This is a genomic window from Pseudomonas sp. S44, assembly GCF_016624805.1.
GTDB classification, from domain to species: Bacteria; Pseudomonadota; Gammaproteobacteria; order Pseudomonadales; family Pseudomonadaceae; genus Aquipseudomonas; species Aquipseudomonas machongensis.
On record NZ_JACVTY010000023.1, the window covers coordinates 1 to 20,642 of the forward strand.

Below are 20,642 nucleotides of genomic sequence, written 5' to 3' on the forward strand. Positions count from 1 at the left end.
GTCGGGCTCATAACCCGAAGGTCGTCGGTTCAAATCCGGCTCCCGCAACCATATTCGTCAGAACAGGCCCCGCCTATCCTTGGATAGCGCGGGGCTTGTTGCGTTTGCCCTTTAAAACATCCTGTCGTACGCGCTTTGCCCTTTGTCTGGCACCTCAATGAACTAACTTTAACTAACCTGAAACGGATAAACCTACTCCACCCGGAGTACTATCTGGACACGTTTTCCAAAGGGACTTTCACTTGGCCGCACGTCTCCTCCCCCTCGCGCTCGCCGCACGAGGTATTTCATGACCTCCCGCTCTCCAGACTCCCAGGCCCCGATCACCGCAGCCCTGCCTGCGGCAGCACAGCGTCTGCCGTGGCTCGAACGCCTCAGCAAATACCGCCAGCCCATCGGACTGGCGATAACCCTGCTGTTGTTCGCCATGGCGCTGATCGCCTGCCGCCACCTGCTGAGCGAGCTGGACATCTATGCCTTGCATGACGCCATGCTCAGCGTGCCCAAGCAGGCGCTGCTCGGTGCTTTGCTGGCCACGGTGGCAGGTTTCGTGACCCTGCTGGGATACGAGTGGTCCGCGGCCCGCTATGCAGGTGTCAAGCTTCCACCCCGCACGCTTGTGCTGGGTGGTTTCAGTGCGTTCGCCATCGGCAATGCCATCGGCCTGTCGATGCTTTCCGGTGGTTCGGTGCGCTATCGCCTTTATGCGCGCAAGGGGCTGGGGGCTGCAGAAGTCGCGCGGATGACCGTGTTCGCCAGCCTCTCGCTGGGCTGCGCACTGCCTCCGCTGGCAGCAGTGGCCACCTTGAGCGACCTCACCGCGGCCTCCACCGCATTGCGCATGTCCCCGACACTGCTGGGCAGCATCGCCGTTGCGGTATTGCTGGCCTGCGCCGTCCTGGCCATGGGGCTCTATCGCCGCCGCGCCGCCGAGCAACCTCTGGCCGACAATCTGCTGGTGCAGGTCGGACGTCGCACCCTGCGCCTGCCCGGTGCACGCCTGACCGCCCTGCAACTGCTCATCACCGCGCTGGACGTCGCAGCCGCCGCCACGGTGCTCTACCTGCTGTTGCCCGAAGCCCCGCCATTCGGCGCTTTCGTACTGGTCTACCTGCTGGCCCTCGCCGCTGGCGTACTCAGCCACGTGCCCGGCGGCGTCGGCGTGTTCGAAGCGATCCTGCTCGCCGCCTTCGCCAACGAGCTGGGCGCGGCGCCCCTGGCCGCGGCACTGCTGCTGTATCGCCTGATCTACGTGGTACTGCCGTTGCTGGTGGCCTGCGTTCTGCTACTGGTAAACGAGGCCCGCCGCCTGCTGTTCGCCCAACAGGCGATCAAGGCTGCATCCGGGCTCGCCGCTCCTGTGTTGGCGATCCTGGTGTTTCTGTCCGGCGTGGTGCTGTTGTTCTCCGGCGTTACCCCAGAGATCGATAGCCGCCTGGAGCACATGGGCTTTCTCATCCCACATCGACTGATCGACGCCTCGCACTTCGGCGCAAGCCTGATCGGCGTCCTCTGCCTGTTGCTGGCACAGGGCCTGCGTCGCCGCCTGTCAGCGGCCTGGCTGTTGACCACGGTGTTGCTGCTGACCGGCGCACTGCTGTCGCTGCTCAAGGGCTTCGACTGGGAAGAGGCGTCGATGATGATCTTCACCACCGCCCTGCTCGCCCTGTTCCGGCGCTCGTTCTATCGCCCCAGCCGCCTGTTGGAGCTGCCGTTCTCGCCGATCTACCTGGTAGCCAGCGCTTGCGTGGTCGGTGCCTCGGTATGGCTGCTGCTGTTCGCCTATCAGGACGTCCCCTACAGCCACAAACTGTGGTGGCAATTCACCCTCGACGCCGATGCTCCGCGCGGCCTGCGCGCTGCACTGGGCAGTGCAGTACTGCTGGTGATCGTCGCCCTGACCTGGCTGCTACGCACCGCGCGCCCGGTGATTCACCTGCCGAGCGAAGACGAACTGCAGCGCGCCAACCGCATTCTGCTGGCGTCCGATCAGCCCGACGGGGGCCTGGCCCTGACCGGTGACAAGGCGCTGCTGTTCCACCCCAACGACAACGCCTTCCTCATGTATGCCCGTCGTGGCCGCAGCCTGGTCGCCTTGTACGACCCGATCGGCCCGGCCCAGGAGCGTGCCGAGATGATCTGGCAGTTCCGCGACCTCTGCGACCTGCACCACGCCCGCCCGGTGTTCTACCAGGTGCGCGCGGAAAACCTGCCGTTCTACATGGACATCGGCCTGACCGCGATCAAGCTTGGCGAAGAGGCACGGGTCGACCTGCGCCGCTTCGACCTCGAAGCCAAGGGCAAGGAGATGAAGGACCTGCGCTACACCTGGAACCGTGGCGGCCGCGACGGCCTGACCCTGGAAGTCCACGAACCCGGGCATGCGCCCCTGCAGGAGCTCAGGGAAATCTCCGACGCCTGGCTGGCTGGCAAGAACGTGCGCGAAAAAGGCTTCTCGCTGGGCCGCTTCAGCCCGGAGTACCTGCAACATTTCCGTATTGCACTGATCCGCTTCCAGGGCCGCCCGGTGGCCTTCGCCAACCTGCTGGAAACCCACAGCAACGAGTTGGCCAGCCTGGACCTCATGCGCGCACACCCCGAGGCACCGAAGCTGACCATGGAATTCATGATGCTGGGCCTCATCCTGCATTACAAAAGCCACGACTATGCCCGCTTCAGCCTGGGCATGGTCCCGCTTTCCGGCCTGCAACCGCGTCGCGGCGCACCGCTGACCCAACGCTTGGGTTCGATGGTGTTCCAGCGCGGCGAGCAGCTCTACAACTTCCAGGGCCTGCGGCGCTTCAAGGACAAGTTCCAGCCGGACTGGGAACCCCGTTACATGGCTGTGCCAGCCGGGCTGGACCCCCTGGTTGCACTGGCTGATACCGCCGCCCTGATTGCTGGCGGCCTGACTGGATTGGTGAAACGCTGATGACCCGACGTTACTGGTTGTACCTGCTGATCCCCCTGCTGCTCGCCGTGCTGGCTGGCGGTGGGGCCTTCTGGCTATGGACCCGCCCTGCCCCCGAAGCCCGTATCGAGCACTTCACCCTGGACGATGGCAGTAATCTGACCCGGGTCACGCCCGGCGTGCGCGCCAAGACCCTGGTCGCGGTTGGCGTACCCCATGACCAGGCACTGACCGACAAGCAACTGCTGGATCTCAGCCAGGCCGGTGAAGCGCAACTGGTGCAGGTGATCCTGCCGACCGGCGACTGCAGCAAGCAGCAAGTGGCATTGGACCAGGCCATGGGCAAGCTCTCCGGCAAGCCGACCCTGGTTGCCGGCATCGGGCCAGGCGCCTCGCAGGCCTGGCGCTGGCTGGCCGGGCAGAACGACGACAAGGCCCGAGCCATCTCGGTCGACTTCAACCTCGAACAACCAGACTGCAAGCTTGAGCTGCCTAAAACCGCTGCCCACGGTCACTGGAACGTGGCCTGGAACGATAACCCCGACGACGCCAGCGCTGCCTTCGTGCGCGACCAGGCCAACGCCGAAACCAGCATCAGCGACTATGACATTCACCTGCCGCAGGTACTCAAGGCCCAGCTGACCCAGGCCCTGGTGGGGCGCGATGGCAACGCCCTGGCCATTCCCGTGGTGGAAGTGCCAGCCGGCCAGACCACCGATACCGTCACCCTGTTCCTCTCCGGTGACGGCGGCTGGCGCGACCTGGACCGCGACGTGGCGGGCGAGATGGCCAAGCTCGGCTACCCGGTGGTCGGCATCGATACCCTGCGCTACTACTGGCAGCACAAGACGCCTGAACAGAGCGCTGCCGATCTGTCGGAACTGATGCAGCACTATCGGCAGAAATGGGGTACCAAGCGCTTCGTGCTGACCGGCTATTCGTTCGGTGCCGATGTACTGCCGGCGATCTACAATCGCCTGCCGGAGGCCGACCAGAAGCGCATCGACGCGGTGATCCTGCTGGCCTTCGCCCGCAGTGGCAGCTTCGAGATCGAAGTGGAGGGCTGGCTGGGCAAGGAAGGCCAGGAGGCCCCGACCGGACCAGAGATGGCCAAGCTGCCTGCCGCCAAGGTGGTGTGCATCTATGGTGTGGAAGAAACCGACGAGAGCGGCTGCACCGACAAGACGGCCGTGGGCGAGCGCATGAAGCTGCCAGGCGGTCATCACTTCGACGAGAACTACCCGGCGCTGGCCAAGCGCCTGATCGGCGAGATCGAGACCCGCCAGGGCAAGTCGAACGTCGCCGAGCAGTAAAACGACAAGGGCCGCATCGCGGCCCTTGTCGTTTCAATCAGATCTCGACCTGGGTTCCCAGCTCGATCACCCGGTTCAGCGGCAGGTTGAAGAAGCGCAAGTTGCCGTTGGCATTCTTCAGCAGGAACGCGAACAGGTTCCCGCGCCAGCGCGACATGCCTTCCAGGCGCGAGGCGATCACCGTCTCGCGGCTGAGGAAGTAGGTGGTGCGCATGGGGCTGAAATCCAGCTCTTCCAGATGGCACAGGCGCAGTGCCGCCGGTACGTCCGGTTCATCCATGAAGCCAAAGTGCAGCAATACGCGGAAGAACCCGTCGCCATAGGCCTCGACCTCGAAGCGCTCAGACTCCGGTACCCGCGGCCGATCCTCGCTGACCACCGTCAACAGTACGACCTGGCTGTGCAGCACCTGGTTGTGCAGCATGTTGTGCAACAACGCATGGGGCACCGCATCGGCACGCGCCGTGAGGAACACCGCCGTCCCCTCGACGCGATGCGGTGGCTGCACACGAATGCTGCTGATGAATACCGGCAACGGCAGGCCACCCTCATCGATACGCTCGACGAGAATCTGCTTGCCACGCTTCCAGGTGCTCATCAGCACGAACAGCACGATCCCCGCCAGTACCGGGAAAGCACCACCCTGCACGATCTTCGGCACGTTGGCGGCGAAGAACAGCCCATCCACCAACAGGAACCCCACCAGCAGCGGCACTGCCAGCACCGGTGGCCATTTCCACAGCAGCAGCATCACCGCAGAAACCAGGATAGTCGTCATGAGCATGGTGCCGGTCACCGCGACCCCGTAGGCCGCAGCCAGGGCGCCGGAAGACTCGAAGCCGATCACCAGCAGCACCACGCCGACCATCAGGGTCCAGTTCACGGCGCCAATGTAGATCTGCCCCTGCTCGTCACTGGAGGTGTGCTGGATCTGCATCCGCGGCACGTAGCCCAGCTGAATGGCCTGGCGGGTCAGGGAGAAGGCGCCGGAAATCACCGCCTGGGAGGCAATCACCGTAGCCATCGTCGCCAGCCCGACCAGCGGCAGCAGCGCCCAGCTTGGCGCCAGCAGGTAGAAGGGGTTGCGCGCCGCCTCGGGGTTTTGCAGCAGCATCGCGCCCTGGCCGAAGTAGTTGAGCACCAACGCTGGCAGCACCAGGGCAAACCAGGCACGGGCGATCGGCTTGCGCCCGAAGTGGCCCATGTCGGCGTACAGCGCCTCGGCACCGGTCAGCGCGAGCACCACCGCACCGAGAATCGCCACGCCCATCCCTGGATGGACGATAAAGAAGTTCAACGCCCACCCGGGATTGAACGCCTTGAGCACTTCCGGGCTTTGCTGGATGCCATGCACGCCGAGCGCAGCCAGCACGAGGAACCAGGCAACCATGATCGGCCCAAAGGCCTTGCCGATCTTCTCGGTACCATGCTTCTGCACCAGGAACAGTGCCACCAGCACCACCAGCGAGATCGGCACCACCCAGTGGTCGATGCCGTCGAACGCCAGCCCCATGCCCTCGACCGCCGACAACACCGAGACTGCCGGGGTGATCATGCTGTCGCCATAGAACAGCGAGGCCCCGACCAGCCCGCAGCCGACCATCAGCATGCGCAGCCGCGGATGCGCGGCCGTGGCACGCCGCGCCAGTGCGGTAAGCGCCATGGTGCCGCCCTCGCCCTGGTTGTCGGCACGCAGGATGAACATCACGTACTTGAACGACACGACCCACAGCAGCGACCAGAGAATCAGCGACAGGATGCCCAGCACCCCGTCGTGGTCGACCTGTACGCCATAACCGCCGGTAAAGACTTCCTTGAGGGTATACAACGGGCTGGTACCGATATCGCCATAGACCACCCCAACAGCTGCCACCAGCAGGCCCAAAGGGCGTGCCGCCCCATGCCCACCCTCGGCGTGACTGCTTGCCTGAACCATCGACCACTCCCGCAGACGGCCCCTCGGGGCCGGTAGTATTCGCACCGGACGCCATGCTCGCAGCGCCCGGACCGCTGTCGTCATCCGGCTATCATTGCTACCCGGACACAACGGCGCGAAGCATAGCGCAGCGCTCGTCGCTTTTCTGCTGGTCAAGCGACCTTGCGCTCGCTAGAATTGCGCACTTTTTGATCAGAGGCGCCAAAAACGCCCGCCCGGATCGCGCCGCCACTGGCAGGCGCGACCTGTTTCAATACCGAGGTTAGTCATGTCCACCACTCCCGCCACGCCGAAGGTCGGCTTTGTCTCCCTGGGCTGCCCCAAGGCCCTGGTCGACTCCGAGCGCATCCTCACCCAACTGCGCATGGAAGGCTATGAAGTCGTTCCGACCTACGAAGACGCCGACGTGGTGGTGGTCAACACCTGCGGCTTCATCGACAGCGCCAAGGCCGAGTCGCTGGAAGTGATCGGCGAAGCGATCAAGGAAAACGGCAAGGTCATCGTCACCGGCTGCATGGGTGTCGAGGAAGGCACCATTCGCGACGTGCACCCCAGCGTGCTGTCGGTCACCGGCCCACAGCAATACGAGCAGGTGGTCAATGCCGTACACGAGGTGGTGCCACCGCGCCAGGACCACAACCCGCTGATCGACCTGGTGCCGCCGCAGGGTGTCAAGCTGACCCCGCGCCACTACGCCTACCTGAAGATTTCCGAAGGCTGTAACCACAGCTGCAGCTTCTGCATCATCCCGTCGATGCGCGGCAAGCTGGTCAGCCGCCCGGTCGGCGAAGTGCTGAGCGAGGCCGAGCGCCTGGTGAAGGCTGGCGTCAAGGAGATCCTGGTGATTTCCCAGGACACCAGCGCCTATGGCGTCGACGTCAAGTACAAGACCGACTTCTGGAACGGTCGCCCGGTCAAGACCCGCATGCTCGAGCTGTGCGAAGCGCTGAGCAGCCTGGGCGCCTGGGTGCGCCTGCACTATGTCTACCCCTACCCCAACGTCGATGACGTGATCCCGCTGATGGCCGCCGGCAAGATCCTGCCGTACCTGGACATCCCGTTCCAGCACGCCAGCCCCAAGGTGCTCAAGGCCATGAAACGCCCGGCCTTCGAGGACCGTACCCTGGCGCGCATCAAGAACTGGCGCGAGCAGTGCCCGGAGCTGGTGATCCGCTCGACCTTCATCGTCGGCTTCCCCGGCGAAACCGAAGAGGACTTCCAGTACCTGCTCGACTGGCTGACCGAAGCCCAGCTCGACCGCGTCGGCTGCTTCCAGTATTCGCCGGTCGAAGGCGCCCCAGCCAACGACCTGGGCCTGGAAGAAGTCCCGGATGAGATCAAGCAGGATCGCTGGGACCGTTTCATGGCCCACCAGCAGGCGATCAGCACTGCACGCCTGCAACTGCGTATCGGCAAGGAGATCGAGGTACTGATCGACGAGGTCGAGGAACAGGGCTCGGTAGGTCGCAGCTTCTTCGACGCACCGGAAATCGACGGTAGCGTGTTCATCGACGGTAACCACGGCTTCAAGCCGGGCGACAAGGTCCGTTGCCGTATTGTCGATGCCGACGAATACGACATGTGGGCCGAGCCCATCTGATCGTCACGCCCTTTCGCGCGTAACACCGCGAAAGGGCCTGCCAGACAGAAAAAATCCGCACACCTGTGCTGCAGCATCTATGTTTTCCTCACTACCCGAGGAATACAGAATGTCCTTGCACCTGACGCTACATACCCCCCACTACAGCGACTACCCCGAACTGGTCCGTATCTGGGAAGCATCGGTGCGCGCCACTCATGACTTTCTCCCCGACGCCTACATCGTGCTGCTGCGCGACCATGTACTGCGCCGCTATCTGGACGCCGTGATGCTGGTCTGCTGCCGGGACACTCGACGCAGGATCCTCGGCTTTACCGGCGTCGCCAACGGCCGTGTCGACATGCTCTTCGTCGCCCCTGAGCACCGCGGCCAAGGCGTTGGCAAGCGCCTGCTGCATCACGTCATTTCCGAGCTCAACGCCGATCGCCTGGACGTCAACGAACAGAACCCCCAGGCGCTGGGTTTCTACCTGCATGAGGGCTTCGAGATAGCGGGCCGCTCGGAAACCGATGGCTTGGGTCAGCCGTATCCGCTGCTGCATATGCGACTGATCCGCCCACAGGGCTAGCAACTGCGCCGCCACCGCTGTGCAAATGGCCGAAATGGCACAGATTCCCAGCCGCAGCACGGCTCGGACGGGTACAATGGACGCCTTTCCCTGCCCTGCGAATGTCTGCTCATGTCCGAACCCGTCCGTCTGTCCAAACGCCTCATCGAACAGCTCGGCTGCTCCCGCCGCGAGGCCGAACTGTACATCGAGGGCGGCTGGGTCACGGTCGATGGAGTCGTTGTCGAGCAACCGCAGTTCAAGGTTGAAACTCAGCGTGTCGAACTGCTCCCGGGTGCCCGTGCCGAAACACTGGAGCCGGTTACCCTGCTGCTCAACCAGCCCAAGGGCCAGGACAGTGAAGCTGCCCGCGCCAGCATGAACCTGGCAAGCCTCAGCGAAGCCCACCGCGAAGGCGTGCGCCCCCTGCACGGGCACTTCGCCAGATTGACTTGCCTCGCCCCGCTCGAACGCGGCGCCAGCGGCCTGCAGGTATTCACCCAGGACTGGCGGGTAACCCGCAAGATCGACGCCGACCTGCGTCGCCTGGAGCAGGAATACATCATCGAGGTACGCGGTGAAACCACACCGCAGGCGCTCGAGCGCCTGGCCCGTGGTGCCACGCGCAATGACCGGGAACTGCCGCGGGCCAAGGCCAGCTGGCAGAACGAAACCCACCTGCGCCTGGTGTTGAAAAACCCGCAGCCTGGGCAGATTTCCGAACTGTGCGCCTACCTTCGCCTGGAAATGCTCGGTATGCGTCGCATTCGCCTGGGTGGTGTGTCGATGGGCAAGCTGCCCCTGGGTCAGTGGCGCTACCTGGCCGCCAGCGAACGTTTCTAAGCGATACCGCCGCGCCGCCAGGTGCGGCCCTGAAAAGGATTCGAGTCACATGAACCACAACGATGTCCTGCGCAGCCTGCGCTACATGCTCAAGGTGAACGACGCCAAGATGGCCGAAATCATCGCCCTGTCCGGCCTTGAAGTGAACCCGGTGGTGCTTGCCGGCTACATCAAGAAGGAAGACGAAGCCGGCTACGTGCGCTGCCCGGAACGCGTCATGGCCCATTTTCTCGATGGCCTGGTGATCCACCGCCGTGGCAAGGACGACAGCCGTGCGCCCCAGCCCGTCGAGCTGCCGGTGACCAACAACACCGTGCTTAAGAAACTGCGGGTGGCGTTCGAGCTGAAGGAAGATGACCTGCACGCGATTCTCAAGTCGGTCAATTTCGCGGTGTCCAAGCCCGAACTCAGCGCGCTGTTTCGCAAGGTCGGGCATGACAACTACCGGCCCTGCCAGGACCAGTTGCTGCGCAACTTCCTCAAGGGCCTGACCCTTCGCGTACGTGGCTGAGCCGATCATGCAGCACAGCGTCACACCGGTGGGCATCGTCCGTTCCTGCTTCAAGGAGAAGTTCGCCATCCCCCGCCAGCCGCGCCTGGCGCCTGCCGCACGTGGCGTGCTGGAGCTGCTGCCGCCGTTCGACCAGGGTGACGCGGTACAGGGCCTGGAGCAGGTCAGCCACGTGTGGCTGCTGTTCCTGTTCCATCAAGCACTGGAAGAAAAGCCCCGGCTGAAGGTGCGCCCACCGCGCCTGGGCGGCAACAAGAGCATGGGCGTGTTCGCCACGCGCGCCACCCATCGCCCCAATGGTATTGGCCAGTCGGTGGTGCGCCTCGAGGGCGTGGAGCCGGGGCGTCTGCTCTTGTCCGGCATCGACCTGCTGGACGGTACCCCAGTGCTGGATATCAAACCCTACGTGCCCTACGCCGACAGCATCGACAATGCCGTCAACCAGATGGCCAGCGATGCGCCACTGCCGATCAACGTGCAGTGGAGCGATAGTGCCCTGCCCCAGGCCCACGAGCATGCTCTGCGCCTGGCAGAACCACTGGTGGAGCTCATCGAGCAGTGCCTGGCCCAGGACCCGCGCCCGGCCTACCAGGTGCCGCCTGCGCAACGCGTCTACGGGGTAAAGTTCTGGGATGTGCAGGTGCGCTGGCATTATCCGCAGCCGGAAGTGATCCGGGTGCTGGAGGTCGCACGCGAAGCCTGAATTCACATTCTCCAGGCATAAAAAAACGCAGCCCCTGGTCTGCGTTTTTTTATGCCGCAATTCGCCTTACTTCTCGACGAATGCACGCTCGATCAGGTAATCACCTGGCTCGCGCATACGCGCCGAGATCTTCAGGCCAAAGCTGTCGAGCACTTCGCTGGTCTCGTCGAGCATGCTCGGGCTGCCGCAGATCATCGCACGGTCGTCCTGCGGGTTGATCGGAGGCAGGCCGATGTCGCTGAACAGCTTGCCGCTGCGCATCAGGTCGGTCAGACGGCCCTGATTCTCGAACGGCTCGCGGGTCACGGTCGGGTAATAGATCAGCTTCTCACGCACCGCTTCACCGAAGAATTCATTCTGTGGCAGGTGCTCGGTGATGAACTCGCGGTAGGCGACTTCGTTCACGTAGCGCACGCCATGCACCAGGATGACCTTTTCGAAACGCTCGTAGGTTTCCGGGTCCTGGATCACGCTCATGAACGGTGCCAGGCCGGTGCCGGTGCTCAGCAGGTACAGGTGCTTGCCCGGGTTCAGGTCGTCCAGCACCAGGGTGCCGGTCGGTTTCTTGCTGATGATGATCTCGTCGCCTTCCTTCAGGTGCTGCAGCTGGGAGGTCAGCGGACCGTCCGGCACCTTGATGCTGAAGAACTCCAGATGCTCTTCCCAGTTCGGCGAAGCGATCGAATAGGCACGCATGAGCGGACGGCCGCTTTCCTGCTGCAGGCCGATCATCACGAACTGACCGTTCTCGAAGCGCAGGCCCGGGTCGCGGGTGCACTTGAAGCTGAACAGGGTGTCGTTCCAGTGATGCACACTGAGGACACGTTCGTGGTTCATGTTGCTCATCTAGTGGGGCTCCTGAAGAAAAACGCGGCGCGCGCAAGACGCGCAGTTGCGCGATAGTTTAGGGGCAGCGAGAATATCTGTTAACTGAATTATCAAGATATGACTTATCGGTTATATAGATATGCGATTCACTCTCCGCCAGCTTCAAGTCTTCGTCGCCGTCGCCCAGCATCAAAGCGTATCGCGAGCGGCCAATGTACTGGCCCTTTCGCAGTCGGCGGCCAGTACTTCCATCACCGAACTGGAGCGCCAGTCCAGCTGCCAGCTGTTCGATCGCGCCGGCAAGCGTCTGAGCCTCAACGCCCTGGGCCATCAGTTGCTGCCCCAAGCAGTAGCCCTGCTCGACCAGGCCAAGGAAATCGAAGACCTGCTCAATGGCAAGTCCGGCTTCGGCTCGCTCGCCGTCGGCGCCACCCTGACCATCGGCAACTACCTGGCAACGCTGCTGATCGGCAGCTTCATGCAGGTGCACCCGGAAAGCCAGGTCAAGCTGCACGTGCAGAATACAGCGCACATTGTGCAACAGGTGGCGCACTACGAAATTGACCTGGGTCTTATCGAGGGTGACTGCAACCACCCTGACCTGGAGGTGCAACCCTGGGTCGAGGACGAACTGGTGGTGTTCTGCGCTCCGCAGCATCCACTGGCCAAGGTCGGCCGCGCCAATATCGAGGCCTTGTCCCAGGAGGCGTGGATCTTGCGCGAACAAGGCTCAGGCACCCGCCTGACCTTTGACCAGGCCATGCGCCACCACCGCGCCAACCTGAACATCCGCCTGGAGCTCGAACATACGGAAGCGATCAAGCGCGCCGTGGAGTCGGGTCTGGGGATCGGCTGCATTTCACGTCTCGCGCTGCGCGACGCTTTCAGGCGCGGCAGCCTGGTGGCAGTGGAAACCCCGGAGCTGGATCTGCTGCGCCAGTTCTACTTCATCTGGCACAAGCAGAAGTACCAGACCTCAGCCATGCGTGAGTTTCTCGAGCTGTGCCGCAGCTTCACTGCGGGGGTGCAGCGCAGCGACGAGATCGTGCTGCCGACCATCGCCTGAGCGTCAGCCGAGCAGGATTACGCCCCAGACCAGCGCCACCATGCTCATTGCCACCAACTGCGCAGCACTGCCCATGTCCTTGGCGTTCTTCGACAAGGGGTGACGGTCCAGCGAAATGCGGTCGATGGCAGCCTCGACCGCCGAGTTGAGCAGCTCGACGATCAGCCCCAGCAGACACACCGCGATCAGGATCGCACGCTCGCCGCGACTGACCGGCAACCAGAAGGCAGTCGGGATCAGCAGCACATTGAGCAGCACCAGTTGGCGGAAGGCAGCCTCGCCCTTGAAGGCGGCGCGCAGGCCGTCGAGCGAATAGCCGGCGGCATTGAAGATGCGTTTCAGGCCGGTCTGGCCCTTGAATGGCGACATGTGAGTCAATTCACCTGAAAAAGACCTGCAGGCTAGTCCAGCCTGGGTCAAAAAAGCGTGAAGCCGGAAGGCTCAGTTGGCTGAAACCGATTCAAGTTGTTGCAGCAGCAAGGCGGCCTGGGTCCGGGTACGCACGCCCAGCTTGCGGAAGATCGCGGTGACGTGGGCCTTGATGGTCGCCTCCGAAACGCTCAGCTCGTAGGCGATCTGCTTGTTCAACAAACCTTCGCAGACCATGGTCAGCACCCGGAACTGCTGCGGCGTCAGGCTTGCGAGCCCTTCGCTGGCGGCTTTGGCCTCGGCCGACACATCAACCTTTTCGAACGCCTGCGGCGGCCACCACACTTCGCCGTCGAGCACCTTGCGCACGGCGTCCTGGATGGTTTCCAGCGGGCTGGACTTCGGAATGAAACCGCTGGCTCCGAACTCACGGGACTTGACCACCACGGCCGCCTCTTCCTGCGCCGACACCATCACCACCGGAATCTGCGGGTATTGGCCGCGGAGCAGGACCAGCCCGGAGAAGCCATAGGCACCTGGCATGTTCAAGTCGAGCAGGACCAGGTCCCAGTCGGATTTCTCGGTCAGGCGGGTTTCCAGTTCGGCGATGCTTGCCACCTCCACCAGACGTACGTCCTGCCCAAGGCCGAGGGTCATGGCCTGGCGCAAGGCGCTACGGAACAGCGGATGGTCATCGGCAATCAGGATTTCATATGTAGCCATCGATCCAGGGGTCCTGTTCTGTGCCAGGCGCTGTTGGGTATGGGGCCTGTGCCTGGCGGGCAACTCAAGGCGCGGGCGGCGGCGCCGCCAGCGGCAAGGGCACGATGCAGACCAGGGGTAGCGGCTGCGTCGTGGCCGAATCGGCGCCAAGGATGCCGAGCACCGTCCGGGTGGTCAAGCCAATTGCCCGGCGGCCTCGCCCACCCTGGCGACCTGCTCGACAGTATGAACCAATCCGGCTAGCTTGCCCCTTGGACTATAGGAAGGTATGCAAGCGTTGATGCGGCTCATCCTGGTCGTCCAGTGCCAGGTGTCGCTTGCCGCTCAAGTAGTGCAGGCTGAACACGTCAAGGTAGGCATCCAGCGCCTGGGAGGCACGGTTGTCGCCGGCCAGGTCCAGACACATGGCCGCCACTTCCGCGGTGCAGAAATGATCGTCACGCTTGGAGCGGCGCAGGCGGTAGCGCGACATCTGCTCGGCCTCCAGGCTCAGCACCGGGAAGCGATCCAGGTACGGGCTCTTGCGAAACATCTTGCGCGCTTCGGTCCAGGTGGCGTCGAGCAGGATGAACAGCGGCCGCTTGCCGGGCTCGCACACCACTTCGTTGACCACTCGCTCCTGTGCGACGAACTCACCAGGGAAGACGATATAGGGCTGCCACTGGGGTTGTTCGAGCAGCGCCAGCAAGCGCGCATCGACATCCGTGCGCTGCCAGCCGAAGGCCCAGGTGTCTTCGATCAGGTCGGCGATCAGCCAGCCGGTGTTGGTCGGCTTCAATGGCTCGGTGTCGTGCATCACCAGACACATGCCGGCCTGGGCGTCGACCCGAGGCTTCCAGGCGCACAGGCAATGGCTGGCGATAACCCGGCAGTCCGGGCAGCGATCGGCTCGCGAACCGCGGGCGACGAAGGGTTTATTGCTGCGCGCCAGACGCTCGGCGCGCAGACGCGCTACCGCATGGCTCATGGCTGCAAGCCTGGCGACGGGAATAGGATGGACACTGCGACAACTCGGCGGGAAACAAAGGTGCAAGTCTACCAGAGCGGGCGCAGGTTTGCCGTGCAGGCCACTGCCAGGCTCCCTTATAATCGAGCCTTTGGCGGCGGCTGCGCCTGGAGCGCGACCTGTTCATGGAACGCCGCCTGCCGGCGCGGGTCAAAGCGCCAGTCACCGAACCAGGAGAGATTCATGCTGCGTCTTATCGTCCCGACCCTGAGCCTGATGCTCGCCCTGCCGCTTGCCGCCAACGCAGCGTCCAAGCAGGACTACGAGCTGAACCAGATGCTGCAGAAGGTTGCCAAGGAGAGCAGCGTCGGCACGCCACGCGCCGTCAACGAAGACATCCTCGATCAGGGCTACACCGTCGAGAAGGGCAAGGCGTTGGTCAACCACCTGAGCGTGCGTGAAGAACATGCCCAGCGCATGCTGGAAAACCCGGCGCTGGTGCGCAGCCAGCTGGGCGACAGCGTCTGCCGCAACACCGGCTACCGCCAACTGATGACCAAGGGCGCGGTGATGGTCTACCGCTTCACCGTCTACAAGACCAACCAGCCGGTCATGGACCAGGCGTTCGACGCTGCCAGCTGCACCGCTGGCAACAAGAAGAAGTGATTCAGGCGACCTGATCGTCGCTGGCGCGCCGCTGCTCCTCATCGGCGCGCAGATCCGCCAGCAGGGCCTGAAGGTAACGTGATTGCCTGTCGGCGCCTTGCAACCTGCGCAGGCACTCGCCCTCCAGGCTCAAGTGATGGTCCTGGGCCGCACGCCTGAGCAGTTCATACAACTGCAGGTCCACCTCGATGACCAACCGATGCATGCTTCTTCCTCCCTGCATCGCCCTCTGCCCCTCAGTTAAACAAAGCTCGGCAAGGATTGGATCCGATCAGACGAACGGTTGACCTTCAGCGAACCGGCACGATCGCGCGCCAGCGTCTAGATTGAAAGCAAACGACAGGCATTTTCGGCAAGCACAGGAGATTGCCGACGCCACGACGTTGCCGGATCCGCAACGAAAACAGACAAGATGGATACAAGCCACTGCATCACGGCCTTGAAGGCCTACTGCAATGCTCGGGATGCACACTCGAGCCACAGCAGCCAGCGACACACGCAGTGTCGTGGCCGGTACTCACCATCGACCGGTCAGAGGTTTTGCTGCAGAAGGAGACGTTGAATGCCTTACCTACCGAATGAACTGCTGTCCAAGCACTTCAGCGACCAGGGAATCGACCTGGGCAGGATTGACGAACAACTGCAACTGGTGGCACCGAACAGCCCCAACCTGCCCCTCTACCGCGACATGATGTTGACCGTACTGCGCATGGCCAGCGACGACGCCAACCGCTGGAACGCCAAGATCACCTTGCAGGCCCTGCGCGAACTGGATCACGCCTTCCGTACTCTCGAACGCTACAAGGGCCGACGCAAAGTCACGGTGTTCGGCTCGGCTCGCACACCCCAGGAACACCCGATGTATGCCCTGGCCCGGGAACTGGGCGCCACACTGGCACGCTCCGAGCTGATGGTCATCACTGGTGCCGGTGGCGGCATCATGGCCGCTGCCCACGAAGGCGCCGGTGCCGAGAACAGCCTGGGTTTCAATATCACCCTGCCTTTCGAGCAACATGCCAATGCCACGGTGGACGGCACCGACAAGCTGCTGCCCTTCCACTTCTTCTTCATCCGCAAGCTGTTCTTCGTCAAGGAGGCCGACGGACTGGTCCTTTGCCCGGGTGGCTTCGGCACGCTCGACGAAGCGCTGGAAGTGCTGACCCTGATCCAGACCGGCAAAAGCCCGCTGGTGCCGGTGGTACTGCTGGACTCGCCTGGCGGCAGCTTCTGGCAGGATGCCCTGAACTTCATCAGCCGTCAGTTGGAAGAGAACCGCTATATCCTGCCCAGCGACCTGAAGCTGGTACGCCTGGTACACAGCGCCGACGAGGCCGTTGAAGAGATCAAACAGTTCTATAGTAACTACCACTCGAGCCGGTGGCTGAAGAACCAGTTCGTGATCCGCATGCTGCACCCCTTGAGCGAGGCTGCGCTATGCGACATCCAGGAGGGTTTTGCCGACCTGCGCCTGAGCGGCAAGTATCATCAACAGCCCGACAGCAGTGCAGAACATGAAGTAGGAGACTTCAACCACCTGACCCGCCTGACCTTCGCCTTCAACGGCCGTGATCAGGGGCGCCTTCGTGAACTGGTGGACTTCATCAACCTGCCGGAAAACTGGGCAAAACCTCAGCCCATACACACGACCCAGCATGCGCGAGAAGCGCTGAAAGTCAGTTGAACGAAAAACGGCCAGTACGGCTGACCTGGCAGATATCTGCCTGGTCAGCCGTACTGGCCGTCATTCATCGAGGTCGCGCCCGCTGAGCAGCCGGCCGATCATGTCCATGGAAAAACCACGGTAGGCGAGAAAGCGCGTTTGCTGCGCGCGACTGCGGGGATCCTGAGGACGTTGCCCGGCGAACTTGCGCTGCCAGACGTCCCGTAGGCGGGCCGACCAGTCCACACCGCTCTCGCGCAGTGCCTGATCGATATCGCCACGGTTCAGCCCTCGCTGACTCAGGTCCTCACGAATACGTGCGGGGCCATAGCCGGAGTTGGAGCGATAGGAAATGAAGCTTTCCAGGTAGCGCGCCTCGCTGAGCAGCCCTTCCTCGGCAAGCCGATCGAGCGCAGGCTCGATCAGCTCATCGGTGGCACCGCGCTGACGCAACTTGCGCGTCAGCTCGACACGACCGTGCTCGCGGCGCGCGAGCAGGTCCATGGCTGTCCGCCGAACGGCGACGGGGGTGTCGAGTACGACGGACGACATGCGCGATCAACCAGCGATATCAATAACCGGCTTCAGCATCAGCCATATCGTCGGCATCAGCTTCAGCGGCGGCGGCCTTGCCAGCAGCGGCGACAGCGCCGGAGGTCAGCAGCTTCTCACGAATCTGCTTCTCGATTTCCGAACCGATGGCCGGGTTCTCTTGCAAGTACTTGGCAGCGTTGGCCTTGCCTTGGCCGATCTTGTTGCCCTGATAGCTGTACCAGGCGCCGGATTTCTCGACCAGGCCTTGAGAGACGCCCAAGTCGATGATCTCGCCGTTACGGTAGATACCCTTGCCGTAGAGAATCTGGAACTCGGCCTGACGGAAAGGTGGCGAAACCTTGTTCTTGACGATCTTGACGCGGGTTTCGCTGCCCACCACTTCGTCGCCTTCCTTCACAGCGCCAGTACGACGGATGTCCAAACGGACCGAGGCGTAGAACTTCAGGGCGTTACCGCCGGTGGTGGTTTCCGGGCTACCGAACATCACGCCAATCTTCATACGGATCTGGTTGATGAAGATGACCAGGCAGTTGGCGTTCTTGATGTTACCGGTGATCTTGCGCAGCGCCTGGGACATCAGGCGGGCCTGCAGGCCGACGTGCATGTCACCCATTTCGCCTTCGATCTCAGCCTTGGGTACCAGGGCCGCCACGGAGTCGACGATGATCACGTCGACAGCGTTGGAACGCACCAGCATATCGGTGATTTCCAGGGCCTGTTCGCCGGTGTCTGGCTGCGAGACCAGCAGGTCATCGACGTTGACGCCGAGCTTGCCAGCGTACTCAGGGTCGAGAGCATGCTCGGCGTCGACGAAGGCGCAGGTGGCGCCGTTCTTCTGGGCCTCGGCGATGACCGACAGGGTCAGCGTGGTCTTGCCCGAGGATTCCGGGCCGTAGATCTCGACGATACGGCCCTTTGGCAGACCGCCGATGCCGAGGGCGATGTCCAGGCCCAGCGAGCCGGTGGAGATGGCCGGGATGGCCTGGCGTTCGTGATCGCCCATGCGCATGACTGCGCCCTTGCCGAATTGGCGTTCGATCTGACCCAGGGCCGCAGCCAAGGCGCGCTTCTTGTTGTCGTCCATTGAAATCCTCACGTGTTCGACTTGGCCCTGATGGCCGGAATACCTGTATAAGTAGCCAGTATTATTCCACAGGGATTCGTTTCCGCAAACCCCCGTCGAGCGATTTACTCGGCACCAAGCTGTAACAAGCCGTCTAACGCAGCGATCACCGTCTGTCGGCGCACCGCCTCGCGATCGCCCTCGAAGTGGCGACGCTCGCTGCTCACGTCGGCTCCATCGCCCCACGCCAGCCACACGGTGCCTACCGGTTTGGCCGGCGAGCCGCCATCCGGCCCGGCGACACCGCTGACCGCTACGGCAAACCGCGCGCCGCTGGCGGCCTGGGCACCACGGACCATGGCCTCGACAACCTCCTGGCTGACGGCGCCAACCTGGGTGAACAGTGCCTCGGGGACGCCAAGCTGGCGGGTCTTCTGGGCGTTGGAATAGGTGACGTAACCCGCCTCGAACCAGGCCGAACTGCCGGGAATACGGGTGATCGCTTCGGCGATGCCACCACCAGTGCAGGACTCGGCGGTGCTCACCTGCGCATTGAAGCGGCGCAGGTGTTCGCCCAGGCGGGTAGAAAGTACGGTGATCGGGTCCATGGCAGGCTCCTTGCGTGACTGCGCACTACCCTACCACCCTCATCCCCCCAGGCAAGGATTCACGGCGCCAGCGCGCGGATGTAGGCCTGACAGGCGCGCAGGGCGATCAGCCCCCGGTCGCCGTCGTCGGTGATGGCGATAATTCGTCGAGCATGCGCCGGGTCAAGTCGGGCGCGTACGGCGCCATGATCCACGCCGCTGGCGCCGGTGGCGGCAGGCATTGTGGAACAGGTGGCGTCGCGCTCGACCAGGACCGACAGGCGCAGATCGGCAGTAGCAAGGCGATCACGCAGCCGAGCCTGATTCTGTTGCGCATCGGTAAGCTCCTGGAAATGAATCGACTCGCTGTCGTGCAGCCGTCGCTCGAGCGCCTGGCGCTGCTCGCGCTCACTACGCAGCTGTTCGTTGAGCACCTCGGCCTGCTCCACCCGCTGGCGCGCCTGCAACTCGTCCGACTCGGCGAGCAGACGCTCGTAGCGCCAGGCCTGAACCTGCCAGGCCAACGCGGCGGGCAACAGTACCGAGGCAACGTACGCAGCAAACTGCAGGCGGCTCAGCACAATACCTCCCGAGCCCTGGCCCAGAGCTTGAGGCGCTCATCCAGGCCATTGAGCCCACCATTGATATGTCGGGTGATGCGGTTGAACTCACCACGATCGGCCAGGGCATTGAGCCCGCGCGACTGCCAGAACCAGGCCGCCGACTCGCAGGCCCAGCGTGGCTGCTCGAGTAGCTGGGGTTGCGCCAGCAACCGCTCATCACCAAACAGCGCACGGCTGCAAGCCTGGTAGTTGTTGCGCCCGGTGACCTGGATCAGGCCGCGACCGCAATACAGCTGGCCATCACCGTCGGCCTCGGGCGTGTTGCCCAGGCGCAGGGCCAGCGGGCCGGTGTCATAGCGTGAAAGATAGCGATCGCTGCCCAGCTCCTTCACATAGCGTAACTGGTCGGACTCATGACCGACCTGGGCGAGAAAGGCGGCGATGCGCTTGGGATGGTCGATTTCCCAACGGGCCATGGCCTCGTTGAGAGGTGTGAGAAACGTGCCGACACGCTGGCCGGCGAGTGGATAGATCTGAATGAGTTGCCGCTCGGTGAGCATGCAGAACCTCCCTGGCAAGCAAAAAAAACCCAGGCAAGCCTGGGTTGGGAGTGGGGTGTGGACTGCGTCCTGGACGATGGCGCAGAGGATCGGTGCGAGACGTCAGCCTTCGGCAGCACCGCCTCGGGAAAAAATGCGCCGCCGGTGCCGCCAGCCGGTCAGCAGCGCGAAGGCCAGCGCTGCAGCCGACATGACGCCACTGACGATTACGCCGCGCCGGATCGAAATATTGTTCCACTCGATGACCTGCTGGTTGAGCCGGTCATCGAACAGGATACGGCCCTCTTCACTGGCCAGAGCTCGCACCCGCCCGGAGCCTTCCACGGTCAGCCTGAGCACGGTGCCCATACCGATTCCCGCCTGCTCGAACGCACTGCGATAAGCATACAAACCCTGCTGCCGACGCTGACCGTCCAGGTCGTAGGCCACGCCAAAGCTGACCAACTCGGGCTGGGGCTTCCAGACTTGGGGGTGGGTCGTCAGTCGACCGTCGAGCGTGACCAGCCGGGTGTCATCCGACGCAGGAGCGTCGCGATATCCCCGCGCATAGATCGCGGCGAACGCAAGGAAGCAGATCGCTAGGAGCAGCAGGACGATGAAACGCTGGCGGGGCGTGAGCGCAGAAAGCTGAGAGGCGAGTGAAGCCATATGTCCGTTATCGATGACCGTTGGGCTGGAGCGCAACCCTACCA

Annotated in this window: 22 protein-coding genes; 10 read left to right on the forward strand and 12 right to left on the reverse strand. The window is 63.3% G+C overall.

Annotated features, from left to right (window positions below; translation table 11 throughout):
• Window positions 1-289: 289 nt before the first annotated feature.
• Together mprF and IAE40_RS17260 are read left to right on the forward strand one after the other, a co-directional pair.
• The gene (mprF, locus tag IAE40_RS17255) at window positions 290-2,932 is read left to right on the forward strand and encodes a bifunctional lysylphosphatidylglycerol flippase/synthetase MprF (RefSeq protein ID WP_063545884.1); all 2,643 of its coding nucleotides are present in this window, start codon (window positions 290-292) and stop codon (window positions 2,930-2,932) included.
• The gene (locus IAE40_RS17260; protein WP_125931573.1) at window positions 2,932-4,224 is read left to right on the forward strand and encodes a virulence factor family protein; all 1,293 of its coding nucleotides are present in this window, start codon (window positions 2,932-2,934) and stop codon (window positions 4,222-4,224) included. The genes mprF and IAE40_RS17260 overlap by 1 nt, the downstream gene beginning before the upstream one ends.
• Before the next feature lie 37 nt (window positions 4,225-4,261).
• On the opposite strand, the gene IAE40_RS17265 is transcribed toward IAE40_RS17260, so the two are convergent.
• Complete coding sequence (locus IAE40_RS17265) at window positions 4,262-6,160, reverse strand: potassium transporter Kup (protein WP_054891014.1); 1,899 nt, start codon at window positions 6,158-6,160, stop codon at window positions 4,262-4,264.
• A gap of 268 nt (window positions 6,161-6,428) precedes the next feature.
• Between IAE40_RS17265 and rimO the strand changes: the two genes are divergently transcribed.
• From rimO to tsaA, 5 genes are all read left to right on the forward strand, one after another.
• A complete protein-coding gene (rimO, locus tag IAE40_RS17270) occupies window positions 6,429-7,760 on the forward strand; it encodes a 30S ribosomal protein S12 methylthiotransferase RimO (protein WP_200603589.1) in 1,332 nt (443 codons plus the stop codon).
• Window positions 7,761-7,869: 109 nt separating this feature from the next.
• Window positions 7,870-8,328, forward strand: a complete 459-nt coding sequence (locus tag IAE40_RS17275; RefSeq protein WP_200603590.1) for a GNAT family N-acetyltransferase — start codon at window positions 7,870-7,872, stop codon at window positions 8,326-8,328.
• 111 nt (window positions 8,329-8,439) lie between these two features.
• On the forward strand, window positions 8,440-9,150 hold the full coding sequence (locus IAE40_RS17280) for an rRNA pseudouridine synthase (RefSeq protein WP_112899002.1): 711 nt from the start codon (window positions 8,440-8,442) through the stop codon (window positions 9,148-9,150).
• 49 nt (window positions 9,151-9,199) lie between these two features.
• The gene (locus tag IAE40_RS17285; RefSeq protein ID WP_054891018.1) at window positions 9,200-9,661 is read left to right on the forward strand and encodes a DUF1456 family protein; all 462 of its coding nucleotides are present in this window, start codon (window positions 9,200-9,202) and stop codon (window positions 9,659-9,661) included.
• Between the two features lie 7 nt (window positions 9,662-9,668).
• Window positions 9,669-10,364 (forward strand): tRNA (N6-threonylcarbamoyladenosine(37)-N6)-methyltransferase TrmO, encoded by a 696-nt coding sequence (tsaA, locus tag IAE40_RS17290; RefSeq protein WP_200603591.1) that lies wholly within the window; start codon window positions 9,669-9,671, stop codon window positions 10,362-10,364.
• Between the two features lie 66 nt (window positions 10,365-10,430).
• On the opposite strand, the gene fpr is transcribed toward tsaA, so the two are convergent.
• Complete coding sequence (fpr, locus tag IAE40_RS17295) at window positions 10,431-11,210, reverse strand: ferredoxin-NADP reductase (RefSeq protein WP_054891020.1); 780 nt, start codon at window positions 11,208-11,210, stop codon at window positions 10,431-10,433.
• Between the two features lie 121 nt (window positions 11,211-11,331).
• Here fpr and finR point away from each other — a divergent pair, with 121 nt between their 5' ends.
• Complete coding sequence (finR, locus tag IAE40_RS17300; RefSeq protein WP_054891021.1) at window positions 11,332-12,258, forward strand: LysR family transcriptional regulator FinR; 927 nt, start codon at window positions 11,332-11,334, stop codon at window positions 12,256-12,258.
• Window positions 12,259-12,261: 3 nt separating this feature from the next.
• Here finR and IAE40_RS17305 read toward each other — a convergent pair whose 3' ends face one another.
• The 3 genes from IAE40_RS17305 to IAE40_RS17315 all read right to left on the reverse strand — a co-directional run bounded on the left by IAE40_RS17305 (window position 12,262) and on the right by IAE40_RS17315 (window position 14,317).
• Window positions 12,262-12,627 carry a diacylglycerol kinase gene (locus IAE40_RS17305; RefSeq protein WP_054891022.1) on the reverse strand — a complete coding sequence of 122 codons (366 nt, stop codon included), beginning with the start codon at window positions 12,625-12,627 and terminating at the stop codon, window positions 12,262-12,264.
• 72 nt (window positions 12,628-12,699) lie between these two features.
• Window positions 12,700-13,350 carry a response regulator transcription factor ErdR gene (gene erdR, locus IAE40_RS17310; RefSeq protein WP_200603592.1) on the reverse strand — a complete coding sequence of 217 codons (651 nt, stop codon included), beginning with the start codon at window positions 13,348-13,350 and terminating at the stop codon, window positions 12,700-12,702.
• A gap of 256 nt (window positions 13,351-13,606) precedes the next feature.
• The gene (locus tag IAE40_RS17315; RefSeq protein WP_065862255.1) at window positions 13,607-14,317 is read right to left on the reverse strand and encodes a tRNA-uridine aminocarboxypropyltransferase; all 711 of its coding nucleotides are present in this window, start codon (window positions 14,315-14,317) and stop codon (window positions 13,607-13,609) included.
• A 222-nt stretch (window positions 14,318-14,539) separates the two neighbouring features.
• Between IAE40_RS17315 and IAE40_RS17320 the strand changes: the two genes are divergently transcribed.
• Window positions 14,540-14,962, forward strand: a complete 423-nt coding sequence (locus tag IAE40_RS17320) for a quorum-sensing-regulated virulence factor family protein (protein WP_054891025.1) — start codon at window positions 14,540-14,542, stop codon at window positions 14,960-14,962.
• Window position 14,963: 1 nt separating this feature from the next.
• Here the strand turns inward: IAE40_RS17320 and IAE40_RS17325 are convergent, their stop codons facing one another.
• Complete coding sequence (locus tag IAE40_RS17325) at window positions 14,964-15,167, reverse strand: hypothetical protein (RefSeq protein ID WP_112899004.1); 204 nt, start codon at window positions 15,165-15,167, stop codon at window positions 14,964-14,966.
• Window positions 15,168-15,524: 357 nt separating this feature from the next.
• Between IAE40_RS17325 and IAE40_RS17330 the strand changes: the two genes are divergently transcribed.
• On the forward strand, window positions 15,525-16,643 hold the full coding sequence (locus tag IAE40_RS17330) for an LOG family protein (RefSeq protein WP_200603593.1): 1,119 nt from the start codon (window positions 15,525-15,527) through the stop codon (window positions 16,641-16,643).
• A gap of 60 nt (window positions 16,644-16,703) precedes the next feature.
• Here the strand turns inward: IAE40_RS17330 and recX are convergent, their stop codons facing one another.
• The 6 genes from recX to IAE40_RS17360 all read right to left on the reverse strand — a co-directional run bounded on the left by recX (window position 16,704) and on the right by IAE40_RS17360 (window position 20,598).
• Window positions 16,704-17,174: a recombination regulator RecX gene (recX, locus tag IAE40_RS17335; protein ID WP_200603594.1), complete on the reverse strand. Its 471-nt coding sequence runs from the start codon at window positions 17,172-17,174 to the stop codon at window positions 16,704-16,706.
• 19 nt (window positions 17,175-17,193) lie between these two features.
• A complete protein-coding gene (gene recA, locus IAE40_RS17340; protein ID WP_054891029.1) occupies window positions 17,194-18,261 on the reverse strand; it encodes a recombinase RecA in 1,068 nt (355 codons plus the stop codon).
• A gap of 104 nt (window positions 18,262-18,365) precedes the next feature.
• Entirely contained in the window at window positions 18,366-18,848 is a 483-nt protein-coding gene (locus IAE40_RS17345; protein ID WP_153773105.1) for a CinA family protein, read from the reverse strand.
• Between the two features lie 59 nt (window positions 18,849-18,907).
• Window positions 18,908-19,408 (reverse strand): lysis system i-spanin subunit Rz, encoded by a 501-nt coding sequence (locus IAE40_RS17350; protein WP_420029855.1) that lies wholly within the window; start codon window positions 19,406-19,408, stop codon window positions 18,908-18,910.
• Window positions 19,402-19,950, reverse strand: coding sequence for a glycoside hydrolase family 19 protein (locus IAE40_RS17355; protein ID WP_153773106.1), 549 nt, complete (start codon window positions 19,948-19,950; stop codon window positions 19,402-19,404). Before IAE40_RS17355 ends, IAE40_RS17350 begins: the two co-directional genes overlap by 7 nt.
• A gap of 102 nt (window positions 19,951-20,052) precedes the next feature.
• Complete coding sequence (locus tag IAE40_RS17360; RefSeq protein WP_197890597.1) at window positions 20,053-20,598, reverse strand: hypothetical protein; 546 nt, start codon at window positions 20,596-20,598, stop codon at window positions 20,053-20,055.
• Window positions 20,599-20,642: the final 44 nt, after the last annotated feature.